We start from the raw sequence: 25048 nt of genomic DNA on the forward strand, positions 1-25048 counted from the left end.
TTGTCGACAATCCGTGAGATTTATCGACCCGAGTCCCGCTCCACGCCCCCCAGGCGGCCCGCGCAGGGCGTCCGGGCGCGTAGGTTGGTCGCTGTTGTCCCGCCCCACCGAGCGCGCCCGGACCCCCGGAGCGCTCCCGCGCCGCCCACGGAGCAGCATTGGCACGCAAGATCGGCAGCCGGTACACCGTCCACCAGGTCATCGGCCGGGGTTCGGCCGGGACGGTCTGGCTCGGTGAGGGGCCGGACGGCCCGGTGGCGGTCAAGCTGCTGCGCGAGGACCTCGCCGCCGACCAGGTGCTGGTCGGCCGCTTCGTCCAGGAGCGCACCGCGCTGACCAGCCTCGACCACCCCCGGGTGGTCGGCGTGCGCGACATGGTCGTGGACGGCAGCGACCTCGCCCTGGTGATGGAGCTGGTCCAGGGCACCGACCTGCGCTCCCGGCTGGAGCGGGACGGCGCCCTCCCACCGCAGGCCGCCGCCTCGATCATCGCCGACGTCGCCGACGGCCTCGCGGCCGCGCACGCGGCCGGGATCGTCCACCGCGACGTCAAGCCGGAGAACGTCCTGCTCGACCTCGCCGCCGCCCCCGGCCCCGGCGGCGCCCCGCGCGCCAAGCTCACCGACTTCGGCGTGGCCCGCCTGGTCGACGCCCCGCGCCGGACCAGGGCCACCCGGATCATCGGCACCCCCGACTACCTCGCCCCCGAGATCATCGAGGGCCTGGAGCCGCGCGCCGCCGTCGACATCTACGCCCTCGCCACCGTGCTGTACGAGCTGCTGGCCGGCTCCACCCCGTTCGGCGGCGGCCACACCGGCGCGGTGCTGCGCCGGCACGTCACCGAGCAGGTGCCGGCGATCCCCGGACTGCCGGACGGGCTGTGGCGGATCATCTCCGAGTGCCTGGCCAAGGCCCCCGCCTCCCGGCTGCGCGCCGCCGAGCTGGCCTCCCGGCTGCGCGAGCAGCTGCCCTCGCTGGCCGGCCTGCCGGTGCTGGCCGTGCCCTCCCAGGGCCGCCCCCCGGCCGAGGAGCAGCTGACCCCCGGCGAGGCCGTCTACGCCGAGGTCGACGCCGGCCCGGGCGTGCACAAGCGCCGCCGCGGCCCGGCCGTCCCGCTGGTGCCCGGCGTCGCCCCGGACTCCACCCGGGACACCCACACCAGCCTGCGCCGCCCCTCGGCCGACGAACTGGCCGCGTACGCCGCCGAGTCGCGCGCCCAGCGCACCGCCCCGGGCCACCGCCGGGACCGCGCGGCCCTGCTGCGCCGCCGCCGGATGCTGGCCGTGCTGCTGGCCACCGTGCTGCTGCTGGCGGGCGCCGCCGCGGCCTGGACGGCCTTCGCGGCCACCGGGCCGAAGGGCGGCCACCCGTCCCGTCCGGCCGTGCACAGCACCGCGCCGCGGGCTCCCTGACCCCCGGGGGACCGGGGGTGTCGTCATGACCACCCCCGGAACCATTACCCTGGGGGCGTGGCAGCCGTCGATCCTTCCGAAGAGCTCAAGAACCTCGATACGACCATGGGGTCGATCGAGGCCGTCCTCGACCTGGACAAGATCCGGGCCGACATCGCGGTCCTGGAGGAGGAGGCAGCCGCCCCCACCCTGTGGGACGACGTCGCGAACGCGCAGAAGGTGACCAGTCGGCTCTCCTTCCTCCAGGGCGAACTGCGCCGCGTCGAGGGCCTGCGCGGCCGCATCGACGACCTGGGCGTGCTGTTCGAGCTGGCCGAGGCCGAGGACGACGCGGACACCCGCGCCGAGGCCGAGGCCGAGCTGGTCTCGCTGCAGAAGGCGGTCGAGGAGCTGGAGGTCCGCACCCTCCTCTCCGGCGAGTACGACGCCCGCGAGGCGCTGATCAACATCCGCGCCGAGGCCGGTGGCGTGGACGCCGCCGACTTCGCCGAGCAGCTGATGCGCATGTACCTGCGCTGGGCCGAGCGGCACGGGTACCCCACCGAGGTGTACGACACCTCGTACGCCGAAGAGGCCGGCATCAAGTCCGCGACCTTCACCGTGAAGGCGCCCTACGCCTACGGCACCCTCTCGGTCGAGCAGGGCACCCACCGCCTGGTCCGCATCTCCCCGTTCGACAACCAGGGCCGCCGGCAGACCTCCTTCGCGGGCGTCGAGGTGCTCCCGGTCGTCGAGCAGTCCGACCACGTCGACATCGACGAGGGCGAGCTGCGGGTGGACGTCTACCGCGCCTCCGGCCCCGGCGGCCAGGGCGTCAACACCACCGACTCGGCGGTGCGCATCACCCACCTGCCGACCGGCATCGTGGTCTCCTGCCAGAACGAGCGCTCGCAGATCCAGAACAAGGCGTCCGCGATGAACGTCCTCCAGGCCAAGCTGCTGGAGCGGCGCCGCCAGGAGGAGAAGGCGGCGATGGACGCGCTCAAGGACAGCGGCAGCTCCTGGGGCAACCAGATGCGCTCCTACGTGCTGCACCCGTACCAGATGGTCAAGGACGTGCGCACGGCGTACGAGGCGGGCAACCCGCAGGCCGTCCTGGACGGCGACATCGACGGCTTCATCGAGGCCGGGATCCGCTGGCGCAAGCAGCGCGAGACCAGCGCCGAGTAGGCGGCCGGACCGCCGAGCAGGCACCCGGACACGGAGAAGGCCCCCGACCGCAGCGGTCGGGGGCCTTCGTCGCACCTTCGGGGGCTCAGCCCAGCGCCTGCCGCGCGATCAGCGCCACCGCGAGCAGCCCGGCCAGCAGGGCCAGCAGCAGGGCGGGGGAGAGCGCAGCGAACGGACCCTGCTGCTCCTGCAGCCGGGCCCGGTTGGCACGGCACACCGGGCAACGCCCGTCGCTGACGCGGCCGTTGCAGTTGGCGCACACCAGATGGTCGCAGGTCATGCGATCTCCTCCTCGCTGCTACAGCCAACGCACCGGACGGGGCTTTGGTTCCTGGTTCTGCCCTGTACGGGGGAGCGTCCGGACACGGTCGCCACCTCCACTCTGCCAGGTTCTGGCGCTTCCGGCTCCCGGGCTGTGAGATGGCTCGCAATTATCGGGGCACAACCGGACATTCTCCCCCAGATTCCCGGTCCTGTCCTGGGCTGACCCTGCGGGCCGACCGCCGGTTCGCGTATGGTCCCAGACCGGGAGCGGCCCTCTGCGCTCCCTTCGTCCGCCCCCGGGCCAGGCCTCCGGGGCGGACCGACCGAGGACTGGCGCCGCCTAGGATGGCCTCCGTGATGCAGCCGTGATCAGATTCGACAACGTCTCCAAGACCTATCCCAAGCAGAACCGTCCCGCCCTGGACAACGTCTCGCTGGAGATCGAGAAGGGCGAGTTCGTCTTCCTGGTCGGCTCGTCCGGCTCGGGCAAGTCCACCTTCCTGCGCCTGTGCCTGCGCGAGGAGCGTCCCAGCACCGGTGCCGTGCACGTGCTGGGCAAGGACCTCGGCAAGCTGTCCAACTGGAAGGTGCCGCACATGCGCCGCCAGCTGGGCACCGTCTTCCAGGACTTCCGCCTGCTGCCGAACAAGACGGTCGCGCAGAACGTCGCCTTCGCGCTGGAGGTGATCGGCAAGCCCAAGAGCGCCATCAACAAGGTGGTGCCCGAGGTGCTGGAGCTGGTCGGCCTCGGCGGCAAGGAGGACCGGATGCCGGGCGAGCTGTCCGGTGGTGAGCAGCAGCGCGTCGCGATCGCCCGCGCGTTCGTGAACCGTCCGATGCTGCTGATCGCCGACGAGCCCACCGGCAACCTCGACCCGCAGAACTCGGTCGGCATCATGAAGCTGCTCGACCGCATCAACCGCACCGGCACCACCGTGCTGATGGCCACCCACGACCAGGCCATCGTCGACCAGATGCGCAAGCGGGTCATCGAACTCGACAAGGGGCTGCTCGTCCGCGACCAGGCCCGCGGCGTCTACGGATACCAGCACTGACCGACCAGCGCTGATCCGTAGGGCCGCCGGCCCGGACCGCCAGACCGCGCAGTACCGACCCTGGAGTTGTTTCCCGCATGCGTGCCCAGTTCGTCCTGTCGGAGATCGGTGTGGGTCTCCGACGCAACCTGACCATGACCATCGCGGTCGTGGTCAGCGTCGCGCTCTCCCTCGCCCTCGCCGGTTCCTCGCTCCTGGTCCGCGACCAGGTGAACTCCATGAAGGGGTACTGGTACGACAAGGTCGAGGTGAGCATCTACTTCTGTACGAAGGCGGATGCCCGCAACTCGCCGCAGTGCGACAAGGGCGCGGCCACCGACCAGCAGGTCCAGGACATCAAGGACCAGCTGGACAAGATGAGTTCGGTGGTCCAGTCGTCCACGTACGAGAGCTCCGCGGAGGCGTACAAGCACTGGAAGGACATGAACCCGGACAACCCGCTCATCTCCGTCCTGGGCCCGGACGCGATGCCGCAGTCCTGGCGGGTGAAGCTCAACGACCCGACCAAGTACGACGTGATCCAGAGCGCCTTCGCGGGCAAGCCGGGGGTCAAGTCGGTCGAGGACCAGCGGAAGATCCTGGAGAACCTGTTCGGCCTGCTCAACGGCCTCCAGACGGCGGCGTTCGTGATCATGGTGTTGATGCTCTTCGTCGCCTTGCTGCTGATCGTCAACACCGTCCGGGTGTCGGCGTACAGCAGGCGGCGCGAGACCGGCATCATGCGCCTGGTGGGCGCGTCGAACTTCTACGTCCAGATGCCGTTCATCGCCGAGGCCGCGTTCTCCGCGCTGCTCGGCGCGGGACTGGCCTCCGGACTGCTGATCGGCGGGCACTTCTTCGTCCAGAACTGGCTGGCCGACCGGGTGCAGTTCATCCACTTCATCGGCCTCGGCTCGGTACTGGCGGTGATCCCGCTGCTGATCGTGGTCGGCATGGGGATGGCCGGCATCGCGGCGTTCTTCACGCTGCGCAAGTACCTCAAGGTCTGATCCCGGCCCGTTCCTTCGGCCCCGTACGGCACTGCGCCGTACGGGGCCGTCGCCGTTCCGCGCTCCACCGTTCCGGCCCGCCGTGCGCGGTGCGGTGTCTACACTCCGTTGCCATGCTGCAAACTCCGCGCAGGGCGCGTCAGGTGGCCGCCCTCAGCCTGGTGTTCGGCGCCGTGCTGCTGACCGGCGCCGCGACCGGTGCCTGGGGCGACCCGAGCGACCCGCACCGCGCCCCCGCCGACCGGGCCCCGGCCGCCGCCGGGCTCCCGGCGGACCCGGCCGGTGCCGCGCTGTCCGAGCAGCAGGCCGAGCACCTGCTCGCGGCCGGCGGCGACCGCTGGGGCGCGTACTACAGCGCCCAGGAGTACGCCGAGTTCAGCCAGGGCCTGGACGGCCGCTACCCCGGGGTCGGGTTGTCGGTCGGCCGCGGCGAGGACGGTGTCACCGCGGTCTCCCAGGTCACCCCGGCCGGGCCCGCCGCCGACGCCGGGATCGCCCCCGGCGACCGGCTGCTGCGGATCGACCGGGACCAGGCCGACCGGCTGCCGGTCACCGAGGTGGTGGCCCGGCTGCGCGGGCAGGGCGACGAGCGCCGGGCCGGCTCCGAGGTCACCCTGGCCGTGCGGCGCGGTGACGGACCGGTGCGCGAACTGCGGCTGCGGCGGGTGCTGCTGGACAGCCGGCAGGTCACCGCGGAGCACCTGGACAAGGGCGTGCTGCGGATCACCGTCCGGGCCTTCACCAGCGGCGTGGCCGACCAGGTGCGCGCCGCGCTGCGGGCCCCGCACGCCGCCGTGGTGCTCGATCTGCGCGGCAACTCCGGGGGGTTGCTGGACGAGGCGGTCGGCACCGCCGGGTGCTTCCTCGACGGCGGCCCCGTCGGCTCCTACCAGGAGCGCGGCGAGCAGCGGGAGTTGACCGCCCCGTCGGGCGGCGACCCGCGCACCCCGCTGGTGGTGCTGGTGGACGGCGGCACGATGAGCGCCGCCGAACTGCTCGCGGGGGCGCTGCAGGACCGCAGCCGGGCCGTCGTGGTGGGCGCGCGGACCTTCGGCAAGGGCACCGTCCAGCAGCCCAGCCGGCTCGCCGACGGGGCGGTGCTGGAACTGACCGTCGGCCGCTACTACACCCCGGCCGGGCGCTCGCTGGACGGCACCGGACTGACCCCGGACGTCCCGGCCGCCGCCGGCGAGGACGCCGACGCGCTCGCCCTGCGGGTGCTCGCCGGGCTGGGCACGCGCTCCTGAGGCGGCCGCCCGCCCGCAAAACAGCTGCCCGACCGGGCGCCGAAGTGCGAGAATGGCCGCGTTATGGCAAAGGAAACCGGACAGAAGCTGATCGCGCAGAACAAGAAGGCGCGACACGAGTACACGATCCTCGACACCTACGAGTGCGGCCTCGTCCTCACCGGGACGGAGGTCAAGTCGCTGCGCGAGGGCCGGGCCAACCTGGTCGACGGCTACGCCTACATCCAGAACCACGAGGCGTGGATCGACAACGTCTTCATCCCCGAGTACACCCAGGGGACGTGGACCAACCACGCGGCCCGGCGCAAGCGCAAGCTGCTGCTGCACAAGCTGGAGATCCGCAAGATCGAGACCAAGGTCCGCGACGCGGGCCACACCCTGGTCCCGCTGTCCCTGTACTTCAAGGACGGCCGGGTCAAGCTGGAACTCGCACTGGCGGTCGGCAAGAAGCTCTACGACAAGCGCCAGACGCTGCGGGAGAAGCAGGACACCAGGGAGACGGCCCGCGCGGTGGCGGCGGCCCGGCGGCGCCAGGCTTAATCCGCTGGACCCTCGCCCGTCGCCTCGCGTACTATGGCGCCAGCAACACGGACGGTCACCGTCCGAGCTGTTTCTCAAAAAAACATGGGGATGATCGGTTTCGACAGGGGATGTTGAAACAGGGGAAGCGAGCCGAGGAACGCGGCAATGATCTCGTTAACCACGTGTCGCAAAAAAATAATCGCCAACTCTAAGCGCGATTCCCAGCAGTTCGCTCTCGCTGCCTAATAAGCACCGATAGCGCTTGGGTGTCAGACCGGGGGGTTCCCGACCCGGACCCTGGCATAATCTAGGGAACTCAACCGTCCGCCCGGGCTGCGGGGGTGGATGGGAAATCAAACAGCAGCTGGGCCTGTTGGCGGCTTGCCCGCGTGACTGCCAGGGCCGAGAAAATCACAGCGGACTGCGCTCGGAGAAGCCCTGAATTAACACCACTGGACCCGGGTTCGATTCCCGGCATCTCCACCACCCCATGTTCATACCGAAGGCCGTCCACCGCTGATGCGGAGGGCGGCCTTCGAATTGTTACGGTCCCGGTGCGGCACGGCCGTGCCCCCGGGCGTAGGATCATCCGTCCGCTCGTTTTCCGGAGCCGGATTCCGTCGCAACCCCCGAGGCCATGCAGAGCAACACGGACACCACCCCCACCCCCGATCACGAGAGCGTCCGCGAGCGCGAGATCGCCGGTGAGCAGCAGCACCTCGACACCGTCTACCACCGGCTGGAGGAGAAGCTCGCCGAGGCCGAGTACATCCTGGAGGACGCCGCCAAGCGGGTCCAGGTGGGTACTCCCGGCGCGCTCGCCGAGCGCGACGCCCAGGTCTACCGGGCCGGCGCGCACCTCCAACGGCTCAACAACGAGTTCGAGGACTTCCTCTTCGGCCGGATCGACCTCCAGCGGGCGGACGCCCCGGAGGAGCACGGCATCCCCTCCGACACCCCGCTCGACCCGGCCGACCCGGCCGTCGCCGAGACCCTCCACATCGGTCGGTTGGGCGTCCTGGACGCCGAGTACGGCCCGCTGGTGATCGACTGGCGGGCCCCCGCCGCGGCACCGTTCTACCGCGCCACCCCGGTGGAGCCCGGTCGGGTGATCCGCCGCCGGGTGATCCGCTCCAAGGGCCGCAAGGTGATCGGCGTCGAGGACGACCTGCTGCGCCCCGACCTCACCCCGACCCTGGGCGGCGAGGAACTGGCCGTGGTCGGCGACGGCGCGCTGATGGCCTCCCTCGGCCGCGCCCGCAGCCACTCGATGCGGGACATCGTCTCCTCGATCCAGAAGGAGCAGGACGAGGTGATCCGGGCCGCCGCGGCCGGGGCCACGCTCGTCACCGGCGGCCCGGGCACCGGCAAGACCGCCGTCGCCCTGCACCGCGCCGCGTACCTGCTCTACCAGGACCGCCGCCGCTACGCCGGGGGCATCCTGGTGGTCTCGCCCACCCCGCTGCTGGTCTCGTACACCGAGGGCGTGCTGCCCTCGCTCGGCGAGGAGGGGCAGGTCGCCATCCGCGCGGTCGGCTCGCTGGTGGACGGCGTCGAGGCGGGGACCTACGACACCCCGGAGGCGGCCCGGGTCAAGGGTTCGGCCCGGATGGTGCAGCTGCTGCGCCGGGCCGCCCGGGCGGCGCTGGAGCTGCGCGCACCGCAGGAGCTCAAGGTGGTCGCCCGCGGCGAGGTGCTGAAGCTGGACGCGGGCCGGCTGAAGGCCGTCCGCGGCAACGTGGTGGGCTCCGGCGGCACCCCGCTGAACCTGCTGCGCCCGCGCGCCCGCCGGCTGCTGCTGGACGCCCTGTGGCAGGAGGCCACCCGGCACCTCCCGAGGCCCGCCGACCACTACGCCCGGGAGCAGCGCCAGGAGGAGAAGGAGTCCTTCGACGAGTACGTCTCGGACGAGGCGTCCTTCCTGGACTTCCTGGACGCCTGGTGGCCGCCGCTGACCCCGCGCCGGGTGCTCGGCACGCTCAAGCACCCCCGGCACACCAACCGGATCGCCCGCCGCGCCGTCACCCCGGACGAGGCCCGGCTGCTGGCCGGCTCCTGGCGCCACCTGTCGGCGGACGGCGAGGGCGAGCTGTCGGCGCACGACGTGGCGCTGGTGGACGAGCTGCAGCTGCTGCTCGGCGAGCCGGCCCGCCCGAAGGTCCGCGAGGTGGACGCGGTGGACCTGCTGAGCGGCCTGGACGAGGTCACCACCTTCGCCGACCGCAACTCCCGTCAGCGGGACCGCCTGCCGGTCGAGCGCAAGGAGTACGCGCACGTCATCGTGGACGAGGCCCAGGACCTCACCCCGATGCAGTGGCGGATGATCGGCCGCCGCTCCCGGATGGCCACCTGGACGATCGTCGGCGACCCGGCGCAGTCCTCCTGGCCGTTCCCGCAGGAGGCCCAGGCGGCGATGGACGAGGTGCTGGCCGGCAAGCCGCGCCGCCGCTTCACGCTGACCGTCAACTACCGCAACCCGGCCGAGATCGCCGAGGTCGCGGCCAAGGTGCTGGCGCTGGCCGCGCCGGGCACGCCGTCGCCGAGCGCGGTGCGCCGGGTCGGCGTCGAGCCGCGCTTCGCGGCGGTCACCGAGCCGGGCCCGGAGGCCTTCGGCCGGGGGGCCCGGGCCGAGCTGGAGCGGCTGCTGGGCGAGGTGGACGGCACCGTGGCGATCGTGGTGCCGATGGACCGCCGGGCCGAGGCGGCCGGCTGGGCCGAGGGCCTGGGCGGCCGCGTGGTGGCGCTGGGCAGCCTGGAGGCCAAGGGCCTGGAGTACGACGCGACGGTGGTCGCCGACCCGACCGGCATCGCCGGCGAGTCGGAGGCCGGTCTGCGGGTGCTGTACGTGGCGCTCACCCGGGCGACCCAGCGGCTGACCGTGCTGTCCGGTCCTGACGACCTGCCGGACGCGGCCGGGGTGCCCGCGCTGCTGCACGGCTGACCCGCCCGCCCACGACGAAGGCCCCTCACCGGTGGTGAGGGGCCTTCGGACGTTTAGTACACCGACCCGCCATGCTCGCCTCGCGGCAAGTGGTCCCTCTGAGGGACGAAGGTTGGGCCCGGGGGCTTGGATCGAGCCGGTGCCTGTCCAATGTAACGCATCGGCCGGGAGAGGCAAGGAGTGCGCGGGCGGAGACTGCGGGCGATCGGGCCGGGTTGTCGGGTCCGCACACTCAATGAACGTTATTTCTGGCAAGCCCTTGGAAGGTGCGACGATCGAGGTCTAGCATGCGCAGGCGATGCCTTCAACAAAATGTTGAGCCTGCGGGACAGACGGAAGAAGGAAGCGTCGATGGCGACGGTGCCCAGTGTCTCCAACTCGATCACGGTGCGTCTGGAGGTCCCGGCCCGCGGCAACGCGGTCAGTGCGATCACCACGGCCGTGGAGTCCTCCGGCGGATCGGTGACCGGTCTCGACGTCACCGCTTCCGGCCTGGAGGCGCTGCGGATCGACGTGACCGTGGCGGCCTCGTCGGTGGCGCACGGCGAGGAGATCGTCGAGAAGCTGCGGACGATCGACGGCGTGTCGATCGGCAAGGTCTCGGACCGCACCTTCCTGATGCACCTCGGCGGCAAGATCGAGATGTCCTCGAAGCTGCCGATCCGCAACCGTGACGACCTCAGCATGATCTACACCCCGGGCGTGGCCCGGGTCTGCATGGCGATCGCCGAGAACCCCGAGGACGCCCGCCGCCTGACCATCAAGCGCAACAGCGTCGCGGTGGTCACCGACGGCTCGGCCGTGCTCGGCCTGGGCAACATCGGCCCGGCCGCCGCGCTGCCCGTGATGGAGGGCAAGGCGGCCCTGTTCAAGCGCTTCGCCGGGATCGACGCCTGGCCGATCTGCCTGGACACCCAGGACAGCGACGAGATCGTCGCCATCGTCAAGGCGATCGCCCCCGGCTTCGCGGGCATCAACCTGGAGGACATCTCCGCGCCGCGCTGCTTCGAGATCGAGGCCCGGCTGCGCGAGGCCCTGGACATCCCGGTCTTCCACGACGACCAGCACGGCACCGCGATCGTGGTGCTGGCCGCCCTCACCAACGCGCTGAAGGTGGTCGGCAAGGAGATCGGCGACATCCGGGTGGTGATGTCGGGCGCCGGCGCCGCCGGGACGGCGATCCTCAAGCTGCTGCTGGCCGCCGGTGTCGAGCACGCCACCGTCGCGGACGTGCACGGCGTGGTCCACCAGGGCCGGGAGGACCTCAACGACAGCCTGCGCTGGATCGCCGAGCACACCAACCGCTCGGGCCGCACCGGCAGCCTCAAGGAGGCCGTGGCGGACGCGGACGTCTTCATCGGCGTCTCGGCCCCGAACGTCCTGGACGGCGACGACCTGGCCACCATGGCGGACCAGGCGATCGTCTTCGCACTGGCCAACCCGGACCCTGAGGTCGACCCGGGGGTGGCCCGGCACACCGCCGCCGTGGTCGCCACCGGTCGCAGCGACTTCCCCAATCAGATCAACAACGTGTTGGTCTTCCCGGGTGTCTTCCGCGGCCTGCTGGACGCCCAGAGCCGCACGGTCAACACCGAGATGATGATCGCCGCGGCCCGGGCGCTGGCCACCACCGTCGGCGACGACGAGCTGAACGCCAACTACATCATCCCGAGCGTCTTCAACAAGGACGTGGCCAAGACCGTCGCCGCCGCGGTGCGCGAGGCGGCCCTGGCGGACGCCCAGGAGCCCGCCGCCCCGGCCCGTCCGACCCCCGGCATCGTCGGCACCCTGGACACCGCCGCGTTCCCCGTCGTCAAGCTCTGAGGGGCGCCGCCCGGCGCCGTCGGGGTGGTCCGACGGCGCCCCGCTGATCGCTCAAACGTCCGATTGACGGCCATACCCACCCAAGCCCGCCCCGAACCCTTGCGACACAAGGGCGAGGGGCGTGTTTGGGCTTGTCGTGCCTAGGGCGTACGGTAGCCCTGCACGGGGCAGGCGTGTCCGACAAGTACGGAACGTCCCCCTGGTCTTCCGGCGCGTCGTCCCGACCGCCGCCCGCGCCCGGTCCGCCGGAGCCGACGGAGCGTCACACCTCCAACGGGCGGGCGATGTTCGGGTGGCGCGGCCGGGGCCCGATTGGCTTTCTCGGGGCAGGTCGGGGCAGGATTCGTTCCCAGGCAGGCGGCGGGCCTCTTCGACGGCTCCGGCGCGCGGCATCGGGTTCGAGCCCGGCCGGCGACCACGCAATGCCTGCATGAGCACAGTGTGCGGACCTGCGGCCCATCCGGGTGCCCCCCGGTGGGAGCACCGATGGGCCCCCGCACACCGCAAGCGAACAGACCACAGGAGTACACATGAACCGCAGTGAGCTGGTGGCCGCGCTGTCCGAGCGCGCCGAGGTGACCCGCAAGGACGCCGACGCCGTTCTGGCCGCCTTCGCCGAGATCGTCGGCGAGGTCGTCGCCAAGGGCGACGAGAAGGTCACCATCCCCGGTTTCCTGACCTTCGAGCGCACCCACCGCGCTGCTCGCACCGCCCGCAACCCGCAGACCGGCGAGCCGATCCAGATCGCGGCCGGCTACAGCGCCAAGGTGAGCGCCGGCTCCAAGCTGAAGGAAGCCGCCAAGGGCGCCTGAACCACCCCTTGAACGCCCGAGAGGCCGGGCTCCCCGCGGGGAGCCCGGCCTCTCGCCGTGCGTGCGGCCGCTCGGCCGACGTTCCTACGCGTCGACCAGCTGCTCGCTGGGCAGCTCGACGTGGGCGCCGAGGTCCCGCAGCTTGTCCATGAAGTTCTCGTAGCCGCGGTTGATCAGGTCGATGCCGTGCACGGTCGAGGTGCCCTCGGCCGCCAGCGCCGCGATCAGGTACGAGAAGCCGCCGCGCAGGTCCGGGATGACCAGCTCGGCGCCCATCAGCTTGGACGGGCCGGAGACGACCGCGGAGTGCAGGAAGTTGCGGGCGCCGAAGCGGCACGGGGTGGCGCCCAGGCACTCGCGGTAGAGCTGGATGTGTGCGCCCATCTGGTTGAGCGCGCCGGTGAAGCCCAGCCGCGACTCGTACACCGTCTCGTGGACGATGGACAGGCCGGTGGCCTGGGTCAGCGCGACCACCAGCGGCTGCTGCCAGTCGGTCTGGAAGCCCGGGTGCACGTCGGTCTCCAGGGCGATCGCCTTGAGCTCGCCGCCCGGGTGCCAGAAGCGGATGCCCTCGTCCTCCACCTCGAAGGCGCCGCCGACCTTCCGGAAGGTGTTGAGGAAGGTCATCATCTCGAGCTGGCGGGCGCCGCGGACGTAGATGTCGCCCTTGGTGGCGAGCGCCGCGCAGGCCCAGGAGGCGGCCTCCAGGCGGTCCGGCAGGGCCCGGTGGGTGTAGCCGTTCAGCTCGTCCACACCGGTGATCAGGATGGTGCGGTCGGTGCCCAGGGTGATGATCGCGCCCATCTTCTGCAGCACGCAGATCAGGTCGACGATCTCCGGCTCGATGGCCGCGTTGCGCAGCTCGGTGACGCCCTCGGCGAGGACGGCGGTCAGCAGCACCTGCTCGGTCGCGCCGACCGAGGGGTAGGGCAGCTCGATCTTGGTGCCGCGCAGGCGCTGCGGGGCGACCAGGTAGGTGCCCTGCGGGTGCTTCTCGATGGTGGCGCCGAACTGGCGCAGCACCTCGAAGTGGAAGTCGACCGGACGGCCGCCGATGTCGCAGCCGCCCAGGCCCGGGATGAAGGCGTGGCCGAGGCGGTGCAGCAGCGGGCCGCAGAACAGGATCGGGATCCGGGAGGAGCCGGCGTGGGCGTCGATGTCCGCGACGTTGGCGCTCTCCACGTGGGAGGGGTCGAGGATCAGCTCGCCGTCCTCGTCGCCGGTGCGCACGGTCACACCGTGCAGCTGCAGCAGGCCGCGGACCACCTTGACGTCGCGGATGTCCGGGACGTTGCGCAGTCTGCTGGGGCCCTGGCCGAGGAGGGCGGCGACCATGGCCTTGGGGACCAGGTTCTTCGCACCGCGGACGCGGATCTCGCCTTCGAGCGGGTTTCCGCCGTGGACCAGCAGGACGTCGTCGGTCATCGTTCTCGCAATCCGGGGTGCCAGAGGAGTGGGAAGGGCTCCGGGGCGGAGCCGGTGGTGGACCGGTGTGACAGGTGTACGGGCGCGTTCGGGCCCCCGGAGAATCCGAGTCGGCACCGTAGAGGGGCGTCCACCATCCGTAGATGGTAGTAGGCGTGCCGATGGTTCCCGTGAGCCCTCTCCCGTGATGGTGCTCTCTCCGGTCCCGATCACGCCCGCCGGTACGGCCGTACGGGTGTTCGCCCGGCGTGGCGCGGTTTCGGGTGTTGCGGTGTCCGACCGGTGCCGTTCTGCGGGATCATGTGTGGCATGACGGCGGCCCATTCGCACGGAGGCCGGTCCCACACCGGCCGTCTGCTCGTCGCGACGCCCGTGCTCACCGACCCGAACTTCGCCCGGGCGGTGGTGCTGCTCCTCGACCACGACGTCGAGGGGGCGCTCGGCGTGGTGCTCAACAGACCGACCCCGGTCGAGGTGGGCAGCGTGCTGGACGGCTGGGGCCGACTGGTCGGGCAGCCCGCGGTGGTGTTCCAGGGCGGGCCGGTGGCGCTGGACTCGGCGCTCGGCCTGGCGGTCGCGCCGGGGGAGCCGGGCAGCGGCGAGCCGCTCGGCTGGCGGCGGGTGCACGGCGCGATCGGCCTGGTGGACCTGGAGGCGCCGCCCGAGGTGCTGGCCGGGGAGCTGGGCAGCCTGCGGATCTTCGCCGGGTACGCCGGCTGGTCGCCGGGCCAGCTGGAGGCGGAGCTGGAGAGCGGTGCCTGGTACCTGGTGGACTGCGAGCCCGGGGACGTCTCCAGCCCCGAGCCGGAGCGGCTGTGGCGCTCCGTACTGCGCCGCCAGCGCGGTCCGCTGGCCCTGCTGGCGACCTATCCGGACGACCCCACGATGAACTGAGCGGCGCCCCGCGACCCCGGGCCGCCGCGCGACACTGGCCCGGTTTCCCGGGGCGCCCATAGACTTGGCACCTATGAGCACTCTTGAGCCCGAGCGCGGCCTCGGCACCGGCACCCTGGTCGAGCCCGTCCCGCAGGTGTCCAACGGGGACGGCGACCACGAGCGCTTCGCGCACTACGTCCAGAAGGACAAGATCATGGAGAGCGCGCTCTCCGGGTCCCCGGTGGTGGCGCTGTGCGGCAAGGTGTGGGTGCCCGGGCGCGACCCGAAGAAGTACCCGGTCTGCCCGATGTGCAAGGAGATCTACGACGGCATCGGCAAGCCGCAGGGCGGCGACGGGGACAACGGCGGCAAGTAGTCCGCCGCGGTCCGCGGAACGCCGTTTTGCATAGCACCGCGTTTCCGAAGTGGTCTATGCCAATCGGTCCGGGCCTGGGCAGGATGTCGGAATGGACCTCATTCCCGCACCTTCGAGTGCCGTCCGGCGCCCGGACGAGGACTTCCCGCTCGACGCCACCACCACGCTGACCGCTCCGCCCGGGCTGGCCGATGCCGAACGGTGGCTGCGCGGCACGCTCTCCGCCGCCACCGGCCTGCCGCTCGGCCCGGGCCGCCCGGGCGGCGGCATCGAACTGGTCCTGGACGACACCCTGGCCGCCGAGGCGTACCGGATCACGGTGCGCCCCGGCCACGCCCGGCTCGCCGCGGGCGGCCCGGCCGGCGCGCTGTGGGCGGCCCAGACCCTGCGGCAGCTGCTCGGGCCGGACGCCTACCGCCGTTCCCCGCTGCGCCGGGACGGCTGGGTGCTGCCCGGCGCGGACATCGCGGACGCGCCCCGGTTCGGCTGGCGCGGCGCGCTGCTGGACGTCGCCCGGCACTTCCTGCCCAAGTCCGACCTGCTGCGCTTCGTCGACCTGCTGGCCGCGCACAAGCTCAACGTGCTGCACCTGCACCTGACCGACGACCAGGGCTGGCGGATCGAGATCAAGCGCTACCCGAGGCTGACCGACCACGGTGCCTGGCGGGAGCGCTCGATGGTCGGCTACCGCTCCGCGCAGCGCCGCGACGACCGCCCGCACGGCGGCTACTACACCCAGGACGACCTGCGCGAGATCGTCGCCTACGCGGCCGAGCGCGGGGTCACCGTCGTCCCGGAGATCGACCTGCCCGGCCACACCCAGGCCGCCGTCGCGGCCTACCCCGAGCTGGGCAACACCGACGTGGTGGACACCGCCGCGCTGGGCGTGTGGACGGACTGGGGGGTGAGCCACAACGTGCTCAACGCCTCCGAGGGGACCCTGCGCTTCTTCGAAGGGGTGCTGGAGGAGGTCCTGGAGCTCTTCCCGTCCGAGTTCGTGCACCTGGGCGGCGACGAGTGCCCCAAGGAGCAGTGGAAGGACAGCGCCGCCGCCCAGGCCCGGATCCGCGAGCTGGGCCTGGCCAACGAGGACGAGCTGCAGAGCCACCTGATCCGGCACTTCGACCGCTGGCTGGCCGAGCGCGGCCGCCGGCTGATCGGCTGGGACGAGATCCTGGAGGGCGGCATCGCCCCGGGCGCGGCGGTCTCCTCCTGGCGCGGGTTCGGCGGCGGGATCGCCGCCGCGAAGGCCGGGCACGACGTGGTGATGTGCCCCGAGCAGCACGTCTACTTCGACCACCGGCAGGCGGACGGGCCGGACGAGCCGATCCCGGTCGGGTTCGTGCGCACCCTGGAGGACGTCTACCGCTTCGAGCCGGTCCCGGCGCAGCTGGACGAGACCGCCGCCCGGCACGTCATCGGCACCCAGGCGAACCTGTGGAGCGAGTTCATGGACAGCGCCCGGGACATCGACTACCGGGCCTTCCCCCGGCTGGTCGCGTTCGCCGAGGTCGCCTGGTCCGAGCTGCCCGCCGAGCCGGCCGAGCGCGACTTCGCGGGCTTCGAGCGGCGGCTGGGCGGCCATCTGGCGGTGCTGGACGCGCTCGGCGTCGAGTACCGCCCGGCCGCCGGGCCGCACCCCTGGCAGCGCCGGCCCGGGGTGGCGGGGCGTCCGATCGAGGGGCCGCCCCCGGTGCGCTGAGCCGGTGCTGCCGTGCGCTGATGTGTCCTTCGGGAACTTATGGACGGTCATCTGACGTCAAGAAAAGATGAACATCTGCTCCGGTCCTGTACGGGCCGGGGCAGATACCGCCCGGATTCCGTCCCAATCGGGCAGTCCCGTTCACCGGTCCCGAAATGATCATCGAGCATTGTGTGCCAGAGTTGCCCAACCCGGCCCGATCGCCCGTACCCTACGGCCAGGCCGGGCTGCTGACGCGGACAGTGCGGCCACGGCCGCGGGCGGCAGGCGATCGATGAGCAAGTGGAGCACGGTGGGACCCAGGTGAACCGGACGATCATGCTGCCGGCCTCGCTCGACGAGGCCGTCGACGCGTTGGCCGCCGCCCCGGCCGCGGTACCGGTGGCCGGAGCCACCGACCTCATGGAGGCCGTCAACGCCGGCCGGCTGCGCCCCGCCGCCCTGGTCGGCCTCGGCCGGATCACCGAACTGCGCGGCTGGCGCTACGAGGACGGCGGCACCGCCGTGCTCGGCGCCGGCCTCACCCACGCCCGGATGGACCGCCCCGACTTCGCCGCGCTCATCCCCGCCCTCGCCGACGCCGCCCGCACCGCCGGCCCGCCGCAGGTCCGCAACGTCGGCACCCTCGGCGGCAACATCGTCACCGCCGCCCCGGCCGGCGACACCCTCCCGGTGCTCACCGCCCTGGAGGCCACCGCGACCCTGGCCCGGGCCGGGGGCAGCCGCGAGGTGCCGGTCGGTCACCTGCTCACCGGCCTCGACCCGGTGCGCCCCGGCGAGCTGCTCACCTGGGTGCGGGTCCCGCTGCTGCACGCGCCGCAGGTCTTCCTCAAGGCCACCGGCCGCAGCGGCCCGGCCCGCGCCACCGCCTCGGTCGCGCTCGTCCTCGACCCGGCCCGGCGCGCCGTGCGCTGCGCCGTCGGGGCCGTCGCCCCGGTGCCGCTGCGCCCGCTGGAGGCCGAGGCCTGGGTGGCCGGCTGCATCGACTGGGACGGCAGCCGGGAGATCGACCCGGCCGCGGGCGCCGCCTTCGGCGAGTACGTGGCCGCCGCCTGCGTCCCCGACAACTACGGCGCCGAGGGCGCCTGGGAGGCCGCGACCGAGGGGCCGACCGCGGCCGCCGTCCGACTGCGGCGTACCGTATCGGTGCTGGCCCGACGGGCACTGGGAAGGGCGCTGAAGTGACCACAGACCCCATCGAGACCCTCGACGCCGACCCGCTCGGCCTCAGCCCGCAGGTCAGCCGGGAGCTGCGCCCGTGCGCCTCCTACACCCTGCGGGTCAACGGTTTCGAACGGCCCGTCACCGACGCCTGGATCGGCGAGAGCCTGCTCTACGTGCTGCGCGAGCGGCTCGGCCTGGCCGGCGCCAAGGACGGCTGCGAGCAGGGCGAGTGCGGAGCCTGCTCGGTGCAGGTCGACGGCCAGCTGGTGGCCGGCTGCCTGGTGCCCGCCGCGCTGGCCGCCGACAGCGAGATCAACACCGTCGAGGGCCTGTCGGCCGCCGGCGGCGCGAGCGACGTCCAGCAGGCGCTGGCCGCCTCCGGCGCCGTGCAGTGCGGCTACTGCACCCCCGGCATGGCGATGGCCGTGCACGACCTGCTCCAGCGCAACCACCGGCCCACCGAGGTCGAGGCCCGCCAGGCGCTGTGCGGCAACCTGTGCCGCTGCACCGGCTACCGCGGGGTGCTGGCCGCCGTCCAGACCGTCGCGGACGCCCGTGCGCTGGAGGCCGAGGAGGCGGAGGAGGCCGCCGCGGCCGCCGCCGAACCGGCCGCCGGGGCCGCTCCGGCCGAGCAGCCCGCGGCCGGGAGGCCGGAGCCGGTCGTCGAGCCGCCGGTCCACGCCGACGCCGAGGCCTGGATCGAGCACGTCCCGCAGCCGGCCGCCGAGCCCGTCGCCGCCCCGGTGGAGACCCCGGCCCCGGCCATGGTCGAACAGTCGTACGGCGACAGCGGCTACGACACCGGCGTGTACGACACCTCCGCCCTGACGGCGATGCAGCCCGGTATCCCCGCCCAGGCCACCGACGACCAGGTGTACTACCCGCCGCAGGGCTACCCGGAGCAGCAGCCGTACCAGGCCACCCCCGCGCACGGCACCTACGTGCCGGCCGGCTACCCGGACGGCCGGCAGCAGCACGTCGGCTACGACACCGGCTACGACGCCCCGGTCTACGAGCCCACCCCCGCGCACGGCACCCCGTTGCCCGGCGCCGTCCACGACGGCACGCCCCCGCACGGCACCCCGTACGCGGACCCGCACGGCGCCCCGGCCGAGGCCGGCGCTCCGACCACCGGCGTCCCCTACGGCGCCACCCCCGCCCACGGCATCCGGCTCCCCGAGGACGACCACGCATCATGACGTCGCCTACCGACATCGGCGCAGCACTCCAGCAGGACGGCGGCGAGGGCGGCGCCGCGCCGGAGCCGTTCGGCCTGGGCAGCTCCCCGCTGCGCAGCGACGCCCTGCCCAAGGCGCTCGGCATCTACCCGTACGCGGCCGACCTGTGGGCCGAGGGCCTGCTCTGGGGCGCGGTGCTGCGCTCGCCGCACCCGCACGCCCGGATCCGCGGCATCGACACCTCGGCCGCGCTCGCCCTGCCCGGGGTGCACGCCGTGGTCACCGCCGCCGACCTGCCGCCCGGCCCGGACGGCCGCCCGGACGGCGCCCCGGCCGGTCCGATCGTCGCCGACCGGCCGGTGCTGGCCGCCGACGTCGTCCGCCACCACGGCGAGCCGATCGCCGCGGTCGCCGCCGACCACCCGGACACCGCCCGGCTGGCGGTCGGTCTGATCGCGGTCGACTACGAGCCGCTGGAGGCCGTCACCGACCCCGAGCAGTCCTTCACCGCGCCGGCCCTGCACCCGGACGGCAACCTGTTCCGCCACCTGCCGCTGCGCACCGGGGACCCGGACGCGGCCGGCGAGATCGTCGTCGAGGGCCTCTACCAGGTCGGCCGGCAGGACCCGGCCCCGTTGGGCGCCGAGGCCGGGCTGGCCGTGCCGCGCCCGGACGGCGGCGTCGAGCTGCACCTGTCCTCCACCGACCCGCACGGCGACCGCGACCGCACCGCCGCCTGCCTGGGCCTGGAGCCGGACCGGGTCCGACTGGTCGTCACCGGCGTGCCGGGCGCCACCACCGACCGCGAGGACATCTCCTTCCAGGTCACCCTGGCCCTGCTGGCGCTGCGCACCGGCCGCCCGGTGAAGATGACCCTCACCCGGGAGGAGTCCTTCCACACCCACGCCTCGCGCCACCCCGCGCTGCTGCGCTACCGCCACCACGCCGACGCCGAGGGCAACCTGGTGAAGGTGGAGGCGCAGATCCTGCTGGACGGCGGCGCCTACGCGGACGTCTCCGCCGAGGCGCTGGCCGCCGCGACGGCCTTCTCGGTCGGCCCGTACGTCTGCCCGAACGTGTTCGTGGACGCCTGGGCGGTGCGCACCAACAACCCGCCGGCCGGGCGGATGCGCGGTGAGGGCGCGCTGCAGGCCTGCTTCGCGTACGAGTCGCAGCTGGACCAGTTGGCCGCCCGGGTCGGCGTGGACCCGGTGGAGATCCGCCGCCGCAACGCGATGGCCACCGGCGATCCGCTGCCCACCGGACAGGCCGTCACCTGCCCGGCCCCGGTGCGCGCGCTGCTGGACGCGGTCGCCGCCGAGCCGCTGCCGGCCCTGCCGGTGGACGACCCGGACGCCGAGTGGCTGCTGCCCGGCGGGCCGGGCGGGGCCGGGGACCCGGCCGCGGTGCGGCGCGGGATCGGCTACGCCGTCGGCATGGTGCACATGCTGGGCGCCGAGGGCGAGGACGAGGTCTCCACCGCGACCGTCCGGGTGAGCGGCGACCACGCCACGGTGATCTGCGCGGCCGTCGACGCCGGACAGGGCTTCGCCACGCTGGCCCGGCAGATCGTGCAGACCGTGCTGGGCGTCAGCGAGGTCTACATCGCACCGGCCGACAGCGACCAGTCGATCGCCGGGCCGTCCGCCCGGGGCCGGCACACCTGGGTCTCCGGCGGTGCGGTCGAGCGGGCCGCCCTGATGGTCCGCCACCAGCTGCTGCAGCCGATCGCCGCCGACTTCGGGATGTCGGTGGAGCTGCTGCAGATCGCCGACGGCAAGATCACCTCCTACGACGGGGTGCTCGGCATGCCGGTCGCCGAGGCGCTGGAGGGCAAGGAGCTGTGGGCCACCGCGCAGTGCCGCCCGCACCCGACCGAGCCGCTGGACGAGTCCGGGCACGGCGACGCCTTCGTCTCCATCTCCTTCTGCGCGATGCGCGCGGTGGTGGACGTGGACATCGAACTGGGGGCCGTCCGGGTGGTCGAGATGACCGTCGCCCAGGACGTCGGCCGGGCGCTGAACCCGCGCCAGATCGAGGACCGGATCGAGGCGGGCGTCGCCCAGGGCGTGGGCCTGGCGCTGATGGAGGACCTGCGCACGGAGGGCGGGGTGCAGGTCAACCCCTCGCTCACCGGCTACCGGCTGCCCACCTCGCTGGACACCCCGGAGGTGCGGATCGCCGCGCTGCTGGAGGAGCGGGACGTGGTCGCCACCTTCGGCGCCAAGGCGGTCAGCGCGGTGCCCGCGGTGGTCGCGCCCTCGGCCGTCGCCGCGGCCGTCCGGGCCGCCACCGGCCTGCCGGTCGGCCGGCTGCCGATCCGTGCCGAGGACGCCGTCACGGCCTGAGCCGTTTCCCGGGACCCGCCGTCCCGGGAAACGGAATGCGGAATTGCCGGTCGACCGGAAAGGTCGACCGGCAATTCCGGTTCGAGGCCGTGGCGGGAATTGAACCCGCGTACATCGCTTTGCAGACGATTCCCTGAGCCACTCGGGCACACGGCCAGTGAATTCAGGATGGCGGACCGCCGGAATGCGGTCAACGGTGTTCTGTAAATTCTGTGTGGCAATGTGTGCTACGGTCGAGAACAGGTGGTTGTCCTCCCCGCCACCCCGGACGAGCGCGTCGTACCCGGTGACGACAAGACGGCGCAGTTCAGCGGCAATCCGGCCGCTGTGGACTGCGGAGGTACGGCCGTCATGGCTTGGCTCGTTCTGATCGTCTCGGGTCTCCTGGAGACCGTGTGGGCGGTGGCCCTGGAATCGTCCAAGGGTTTCTCCCGCCTCGTTCCCAGTCTCGTCTTCGGCGTCGCGCTGCTGTTCAGCATGGGCGGGCTGGCGTACGCGATGCGCACCATCCCGATCGGCACCGGGTACGCGGTCTGGGTCGGCATCGGCGCGGTCGGCACCGCGCTCTACGGCATGGCCGTCCTGGGCGACGCGGTGACCGCGGCCCGGATCGGGTGCCTGCTGCTGATCGTCTCGGGCGTGGTGGGCCTCAAGGTGCTGCACTGACGTCGTAGGCCCTGCGGCGGAGCGGATCCGGACCATAAGTCAGGGGTCATCGAGCCGTACGGCACTTACGATGTTACGTATGACCACAGCCTCCCCCACCTCGGTCGACTCCGCCTCGATACCCTCCGGATCCGACCCCGGTGGGGGAGTCATGAGCGGCCGCTACCGGGCGCTGACCCTGGGGATCGTCTCGGTGGTCCTGGTGATCGCCTTCGAGGCGACGGCCGTCAACACCGCGATGCCGACCGCGGCCCGCCAGCTGGACGGCCTCAAGCTGTACGCCTTCGCCTTCTCCGGCTACTTCACCACCACGCTCTTCGCCCTGGTCGTCTCCGGCCAGTGGTGCGACCGGCGCGGCCCGCTGCAGCCGCTGTTCACCGGCATCGCGGTGTTCGGGGCGGGCCTGGTGGTGGCCGGGACGGCGCCCGGCATGTGGGTGTTCGTGGCCGGCCGGGCGATCCAGGGGCTGGGCGGCGGGCTGGTGATCGTCGCGCTGTACGTGGTGGTCGGCCGGGCCTACCCGGAGCGGCTGCGGCCGGCCGTGTTCGCCGCCTTCTCCTCGGCCTGGGTGCTGCCCTCGATCGTCGGGCCGCTGGTCTCCGGGGCGGTCACCCAGCACCTCGGCTGGCGCTGGGTGTTCCTGGCCGTACCGGCGCTGATCCTGCTGCCGCTGGCGGTGATGGGGCCGGCCCTGGCCCGCTCCGAGCGGGAGCACCCGGTGCTCCGCGGCGCGCACTTCGACCGCCGCCGCACCGTGCTGGCCGCGATGGCCGCGGCCGGCGCCGGGCTGCTGCAGTACGCGGGCCAGCGGCACGACCCGGTCGGGCTGCTGCCCGGGATCGCCGGGGCGGCGCTGCTGGTGCCGGCCGTGCTGGGGCTGCTGCCCGCGCGGACCCTGCGGGCCGGGCGCGGGCTGCCCACGGTGATCCTGCTGCGCGGGCTGGCGGCCGGGGCGTTCCTCGGGGCCGAGGCCTTCGTGCCGCTGATGATGACCACCGAGCGGGGGCTCTCGCCGACGCTGTCCGGGCTCACCCTGACCAGTGGCGGACTCACCTGGGCGCTGGGCTCCTGGCTCCAGGGGCGGCCCGGCGCGGAGCGCTACCGCGGGGCGATGATCCGGGGCGGCTTCGTGCTGACCGCGGTGGCGATCGCGGGTGCCGCGCTGGTGCTGGTCCCGGCGGTGCCGGCCTGGGCGGCGTCGGTGGCCTGGGGCGTCGGCGGCATCGGGATGGGGCTGACGGTCGCGAGCGTCAGCGTGCTGATGATGAAGCTCTCCGCACCGGAGGACGCCGGGGCCAACTCGGCCGCGCTGCAGATGAGCGACGCGCTGGGCAACGTGCTGCTGACCGGGCTGGCCGGGGTGCTGTTCGCGGCGCTGGGCGGCGGCTCGTTGGCCGCCGCCCACGAGGGCGCCGGGGCCGACGGCTCGCCCGGCGCCTTCGCGGTGATCCTGCTGGTGATGGCCGCGGTGGCGGCGCTGGGCGCGCTGCTCTCCGGCCGGGTCCGGACGGCGGACTGAGCTCAGCCGGCGGCGGCCGTGGCGGTGGGGGAGGCCGCCGGGGGCGCCGCCGGGGTGCCGAGGAAGGCCTCCCAGCCGCCGGTCGGGGACTGGCCCGGGCCGAGGCCCTGCAGCTTGCGCAGCACTGCCGGGTCCTGGGCGTCCAGCCAGTCCACCAGCTGCCGGAAGGAGACCAGCCGGACCTCCGGCTTGTCCGCGATCGCCTTGATCACGTCCTCGACGGCGTTCATGTAGATGCCGCCGTTCCACTCCTCGAAGTGGTTGCCGATGATGTACGGCGCCCGGTTGCTGTTGTAGGTGCGGTCGAAGCCCATCAGGTAGGAGTCCCGGGCCTGGGTCTGGAAGCCGGGGTAGAGGGCCGGGTCGGCCTTGGTGTTGGGGCCGCACTGGTTGAACATGATGTTGTAGTCCATCGACAGCACCTGGAAGGTGTGCCCGGGGAAGGGGATGGACTGCAGCGGGAGGTCCCACAGCGCGCCGCCCTGGATCTTCTGCGGCCAGATCTGGGTGCCGTTGCCGCTGCTGTCGTAGCGCCAGCCGCGCTTGACGGCGGTGGGCAGCAGGTTGCGCTGGCCCTCCAGGCAGGGGGTGCGGCTGCCGATCAGCTCCTTGCGGTAGTCGAAGGGCAGCGCCGGCAGATCGGTGAAGCCGGTGTTGGTGCGCCAGTTGGTGACGAAGTCCATCGCCTGCTGGATCTCGCTGTCCCACTCCTCCGGGGACCACTTGCCGACGCCGGTGGAGCCGCAGAAGTGGCCGTTGAAGTGGGTGCCGATCTCGTGGCCCTCCAGCCAGGCGGCGTGCACGTTCTCCAGGGTGTCGTGGATGTGCTGGTCGCTCAGGTAGCCGATCTCGGAGGCGCCGACCTTGTGCTGCGGCGGGCGGTACAGGTCCTTCTTCGACTCCGGCAGCAGGTAGAGGCCGCTGAGGAAGAAGGTCATCGAGGCGTTGTGCTCCTGCGCCAGCCGGCGGAACCGGCCGAACAGGCCGTTGTCCAGCTCGCCGGCGCCGTCCCAGGAGAAGACCACGAATTGCGGGGGCCGTTGGCCGGGCTGGAGCCGCTCGACGACCGGCTGGTGGGGCTGGGGGCCGGTGTCCGAGGTGGAGCCGTCGCCGATCGGCACCACCTGCGGCTTCTGCGGGGCCGGGGCCGGGGTGGCGCCCTGCCCGTCGGGCGCCGGGGTGGCCGGGGCCGCGCCGCCGGCCGCGTGCTCCCCGTCCCCGCCGGCCCGGTCGGTGCCGCAGCCGGCCGCCAGAGTGGCGGCGGTGGCCGCTCCGGCGGCCAGCAGGGTTCGGCGGGAGAGCGCGTCCATGGTCACTCCGTTCATGTGGCGTTCGACTGGCGGCCGGCCGGCGTGCTGCGGGGGCGCGGCGTGCGGAAGTACGGTCCGACCGGAGGAGGAGGGAGCCCGTGACCGGGTCAGCATGGCATGCGGGCCGGAACGGTCGAAGAGGCGCAGCGGACGGTCGTGATCGATCGCCCGATTGACGCAACCGAACGGGCGGAACGGAACGTCGATGCTGTTCGACGGGTGGAACGGCCGCACCCGCTCGCGGAACA

Annotated in this window: 20 protein-coding genes, 1 tRNA gene, 1 other RNA gene and 1 riboswitch; of the genes, 18 read left to right on the forward strand and 4 right to left on the reverse strand. The window is 72.9% G+C overall.

What is annotated here, in order from left to right:
* Positions 1-158: 158 nt before the first annotated feature.
* Together AB0O91_RS18530 and prfB are read left to right on the forward strand one after the other, a co-directional pair.
* On the forward strand, positions 159-1412 hold the full coding sequence (locus AB0O91_RS18530) for a serine/threonine-protein kinase (RefSeq protein WP_363433999.1): 1254 nt from the start codon (positions 159-161) through the stop codon (positions 1410-1412).
* 57 nt (positions 1413-1469) lie between these two features.
* Complete coding sequence (gene prfB / locus AB0O91_RS18535) at positions 1470-2582, forward strand: peptide chain release factor 2 (protein WP_363434002.1); 1113 nt, start codon at positions 1470-1472, stop codon at positions 2580-2582.
* Between the two features lie 85 nt (positions 2583-2667).
* On the opposite strand, the gene AB0O91_RS18540 is transcribed toward prfB, so the two are convergent.
* A complete protein-coding gene (locus AB0O91_RS18540) occupies positions 2668-2862 on the reverse strand; it encodes a hypothetical protein (RefSeq protein WP_363434005.1) in 195 nt (64 codons plus the stop codon).
* Positions 2863-3211: 349 nt separating this feature from the next.
* On the opposite strand from AB0O91_RS18540, the gene ftsE reads away from it, so the two are divergent.
* The 8 genes from ftsE (at position 3212) to AB0O91_RS18580 (ending at position 12236) form a co-directional block, all read left to right on the forward strand.
* Positions 3212-3901, forward strand: coding sequence for a cell division ATP-binding protein FtsE (gene ftsE, locus AB0O91_RS18545; RefSeq protein WP_030059730.1), 690 nt, complete (start codon positions 3212-3214; stop codon positions 3899-3901).
* 77 nt (positions 3902-3978) lie between these two features.
* A complete protein-coding gene (gene ftsX / locus AB0O91_RS18550) occupies positions 3979-4890 on the forward strand; it encodes a permease-like cell division protein FtsX (RefSeq protein ID WP_363434007.1) in 912 nt (303 codons plus the stop codon).
* A 113-nt stretch (positions 4891-5003) separates the two neighbouring features.
* Positions 5004-6137, forward strand: coding sequence for a S41 family peptidase (locus tag AB0O91_RS18555; protein ID WP_363434010.1), 1134 nt, complete (start codon positions 5004-5006; stop codon positions 6135-6137).
* A 63-nt stretch (positions 6138-6200) separates the two neighbouring features.
* Positions 6201-6677 carry an SsrA-binding protein SmpB gene (smpB, locus tag AB0O91_RS18560; protein ID WP_363434013.1) on the forward strand — a complete coding sequence of 159 codons (477 nt, stop codon included), beginning with the start codon at positions 6201-6203 and terminating at the stop codon, positions 6675-6677.
* A gap of 86 nt (positions 6678-6763) precedes the next feature.
* Positions 6764-7145: a transfer-messenger RNA gene (gene ssrA, locus AB0O91_RS18565) on the forward strand.
* Positions 7146-7296: 151 nt separating this feature from the next.
* Positions 7297-9600 carry a UvrD-helicase domain-containing protein gene (locus AB0O91_RS18570; protein WP_363434014.1) on the forward strand — a complete coding sequence of 768 codons (2304 nt, stop codon included), beginning with the start codon at positions 7297-7299 and terminating at the stop codon, positions 9598-9600.
* A 351-nt stretch (positions 9601-9951) separates the two neighbouring features.
* A complete protein-coding gene (locus AB0O91_RS18575) occupies positions 9952-11424 on the forward strand; it encodes an NAD-dependent malic enzyme (RefSeq protein ID WP_363434016.1) in 1473 nt (490 codons plus the stop codon).
* A gap of 530 nt (positions 11425-11954) precedes the next feature.
* The gene (locus tag AB0O91_RS18580) at positions 11955-12236 is read left to right on the forward strand and encodes an HU family DNA-binding protein (protein WP_030059737.1); all 282 of its coding nucleotides are present in this window, start codon (positions 11955-11957) and stop codon (positions 12234-12236) included.
* 84 nt (positions 12237-12320) lie between these two features.
* Here AB0O91_RS18580 and murA read toward each other — a convergent pair whose 3' ends face one another.
* Positions 12321-13661 (reverse strand): UDP-N-acetylglucosamine 1-carboxyvinyltransferase, encoded by a 1341-nt coding sequence (gene murA, locus AB0O91_RS18585; RefSeq protein WP_350514899.1) that lies wholly within the window; start codon positions 13659-13661, stop codon positions 12321-12323.
* A 309-nt stretch (positions 13662-13970) separates the two neighbouring features.
* Between murA and AB0O91_RS18590 the strand changes: the two genes are divergently transcribed.
* The 6 genes from AB0O91_RS18590 (at position 13971) to AB0O91_RS18615 (ending at position 21305) form a co-directional block, all read left to right on the forward strand.
* Positions 13971-14555, forward strand: coding sequence for a YqgE/AlgH family protein (locus tag AB0O91_RS18590; RefSeq protein ID WP_363434019.1), 585 nt, complete (start codon positions 13971-13973; stop codon positions 14553-14555).
* A gap of 73 nt (positions 14556-14628) precedes the next feature.
* Positions 14629-14913, forward strand: coding sequence for a DUF3039 domain-containing protein (locus tag AB0O91_RS18595; protein ID WP_350514897.1), 285 nt, complete (start codon positions 14629-14631; stop codon positions 14911-14913).
* Between the two features lie 91 nt (positions 14914-15004).
* Complete coding sequence (locus AB0O91_RS18600; protein WP_363434022.1) at positions 15005-16615, forward strand: beta-N-acetylhexosaminidase; 1611 nt, start codon at positions 15005-15007, stop codon at positions 16613-16615.
* Between the two features lie 318 nt (positions 16616-16933).
* Positions 16934-17800: an FAD binding domain-containing protein gene (locus AB0O91_RS18605; RefSeq protein ID WP_363434279.1), complete on the forward strand. Its 867-nt coding sequence runs from the start codon at positions 16934-16936 to the stop codon at positions 17798-17800.
* The gene (locus AB0O91_RS18610; protein ID WP_363434025.1) at positions 17797-18978 is read left to right on the forward strand and encodes a 2Fe-2S iron-sulfur cluster-binding protein; all 1182 of its coding nucleotides are present in this window, start codon (positions 17797-17799) and stop codon (positions 18976-18978) included. The genes AB0O91_RS18605 and AB0O91_RS18610 overlap by 4 nt, the downstream gene beginning before the upstream one ends.
* On the forward strand, positions 18975-21305 hold the full coding sequence (locus AB0O91_RS18615; RefSeq protein ID WP_363434027.1) for a xanthine dehydrogenase family protein molybdopterin-binding subunit: 2331 nt from the start codon (positions 18975-18977) through the stop codon (positions 21303-21305). The genes AB0O91_RS18610 and AB0O91_RS18615 overlap by 4 nt, the downstream gene beginning before the upstream one ends.
* Before the next feature lie 84 nt (positions 21306-21389).
* Here AB0O91_RS18615 and AB0O91_RS18620 read toward each other — a convergent pair.
* Positions 21390-21461, reverse strand: a tRNA-Cys gene (locus tag AB0O91_RS18620).
* Positions 21462-21545: 84 nt separating this feature from the next.
* Positions 21546-21612, forward strand: a riboswitch (guanidine-III (ykkC-III) riboswitch).
* A 44-nt stretch (positions 21613-21656) separates the two neighbouring features.
* Here AB0O91_RS18620 and AB0O91_RS18625 point away from each other — a divergent pair.
* On the forward strand, positions 21657-21971 hold the full coding sequence (locus tag AB0O91_RS18625) for an SMR family transporter (protein ID WP_363434030.1): 315 nt from the start codon (positions 21657-21659) through the stop codon (positions 21969-21971).
* 79 nt (positions 21972-22050) lie between these two features.
* The gene (locus AB0O91_RS18630; protein ID WP_363434033.1) at positions 22051-23490 is read left to right on the forward strand and encodes an MFS transporter; all 1440 of its coding nucleotides are present in this window, start codon (positions 22051-22053) and stop codon (positions 23488-23490) included.
* A 2-nt stretch (positions 23491-23492) separates the two neighbouring features.
* Here AB0O91_RS18630 and AB0O91_RS18635 read toward each other — a convergent pair whose 3' ends face one another.
* A complete protein-coding gene (locus AB0O91_RS18635; protein ID WP_363434036.1) occupies positions 23493-24800 on the reverse strand; it encodes a hypothetical protein in 1308 nt (435 codons plus the stop codon).
* Positions 24801-25048 lie beyond the last annotated feature (248 nt).

Origin of the sequence: Kitasatospora sp. NPDC089797 (assembly GCF_040684795.1) — a bacterium.
Taxonomy (GTDB): domain Bacteria; phylum Actinomycetota; class Actinomycetes; order Streptomycetales; family Streptomycetaceae; genus Kitasatospora.

Excerpts from the sequence above, each read along its gene's own strand:
- AB0O91_RS18540 (WP_363434005.1), bottom strand. The coding sequence starts at position 2,862 with ATGACCTGCGACCATCTGGTGTGCGCCAACTGCAACGGCCGCGTCAGC.
- ftsX (WP_363434007.1), top strand. The coding sequence starts at position 3,979 with ATGCGTGCCCAGTTCGTCCTGTCGGAGATCGGTGTGGGTCTCCGACGC.
- AB0O91_RS18555 (WP_363434010.1), top strand. The coding sequence starts at position 5,004 with ATGCTGCAAACTCCGCGCAGGGCGCGTCAGGTGGCCGCCCTCAGCCTG.
- smpB (WP_363434013.1), top strand. The coding sequence starts at position 6,201 with ATGGCAAAGGAAACCGGACAGAAGCTGATCGCGCAGAACAAGAAGGCG.
- AB0O91_RS18570 (WP_363434014.1), top strand. The coding sequence starts at position 7,297 with ATGCAGAGCAACACGGACACCACCCCCACCCCCGATCACGAGAGCGTC.
- AB0O91_RS18575 (WP_363434016.1), top strand. The coding sequence starts at position 9,952 with ATGGCGACGGTGCCCAGTGTCTCCAACTCGATCACGGTGCGTCTGGAG.
- AB0O91_RS18580 (WP_030059737.1), top strand. The coding sequence starts at position 11,955 with ATGAACCGCAGTGAGCTGGTGGCCGCGCTGTCCGAGCGCGCCGAGGTG.
- murA (WP_350514899.1), bottom strand. The coding sequence starts at position 13,661 with ATGACCGACGACGTCCTGCTGGTCCACGGCGGAAACCCGCTCGAAGGC.
- AB0O91_RS18590 (WP_363434019.1), top strand. The coding sequence starts at position 13,971 with ATGACGGCGGCCCATTCGCACGGAGGCCGGTCCCACACCGGCCGTCTG.
- AB0O91_RS18595 (WP_350514897.1), top strand. The coding sequence starts at position 14,629 with ATGAGCACTCTTGAGCCCGAGCGCGGCCTCGGCACCGGCACCCTGGTC.
- AB0O91_RS18600 (WP_363434022.1), top strand. The coding sequence starts at position 15,005 with ATGGACCTCATTCCCGCACCTTCGAGTGCCGTCCGGCGCCCGGACGAG.
- AB0O91_RS18605 (WP_363434279.1), top strand. The coding sequence starts at position 16,934 with ATGCTGCCGGCCTCGCTCGACGAGGCCGTCGACGCGTTGGCCGCCGCC.
- AB0O91_RS18615 (WP_363434027.1), top strand. The coding sequence starts at position 18,975 with ATGACGTCGCCTACCGACATCGGCGCAGCACTCCAGCAGGACGGCGGC.
- AB0O91_RS18625 (WP_363434030.1), top strand. The coding sequence starts at position 21,657 with ATGGCTTGGCTCGTTCTGATCGTCTCGGGTCTCCTGGAGACCGTGTGG.
- AB0O91_RS18630 (WP_363434033.1), top strand. The coding sequence starts at position 22,051 with ATGACCACAGCCTCCCCCACCTCGGTCGACTCCGCCTCGATACCCTCC.
- AB0O91_RS18635 (WP_363434036.1), bottom strand. The coding sequence starts at position 24,800 with ATGGACGCGCTCTCCCGCCGAACCCTGCTGGCCGCCGGAGCGGCCACC.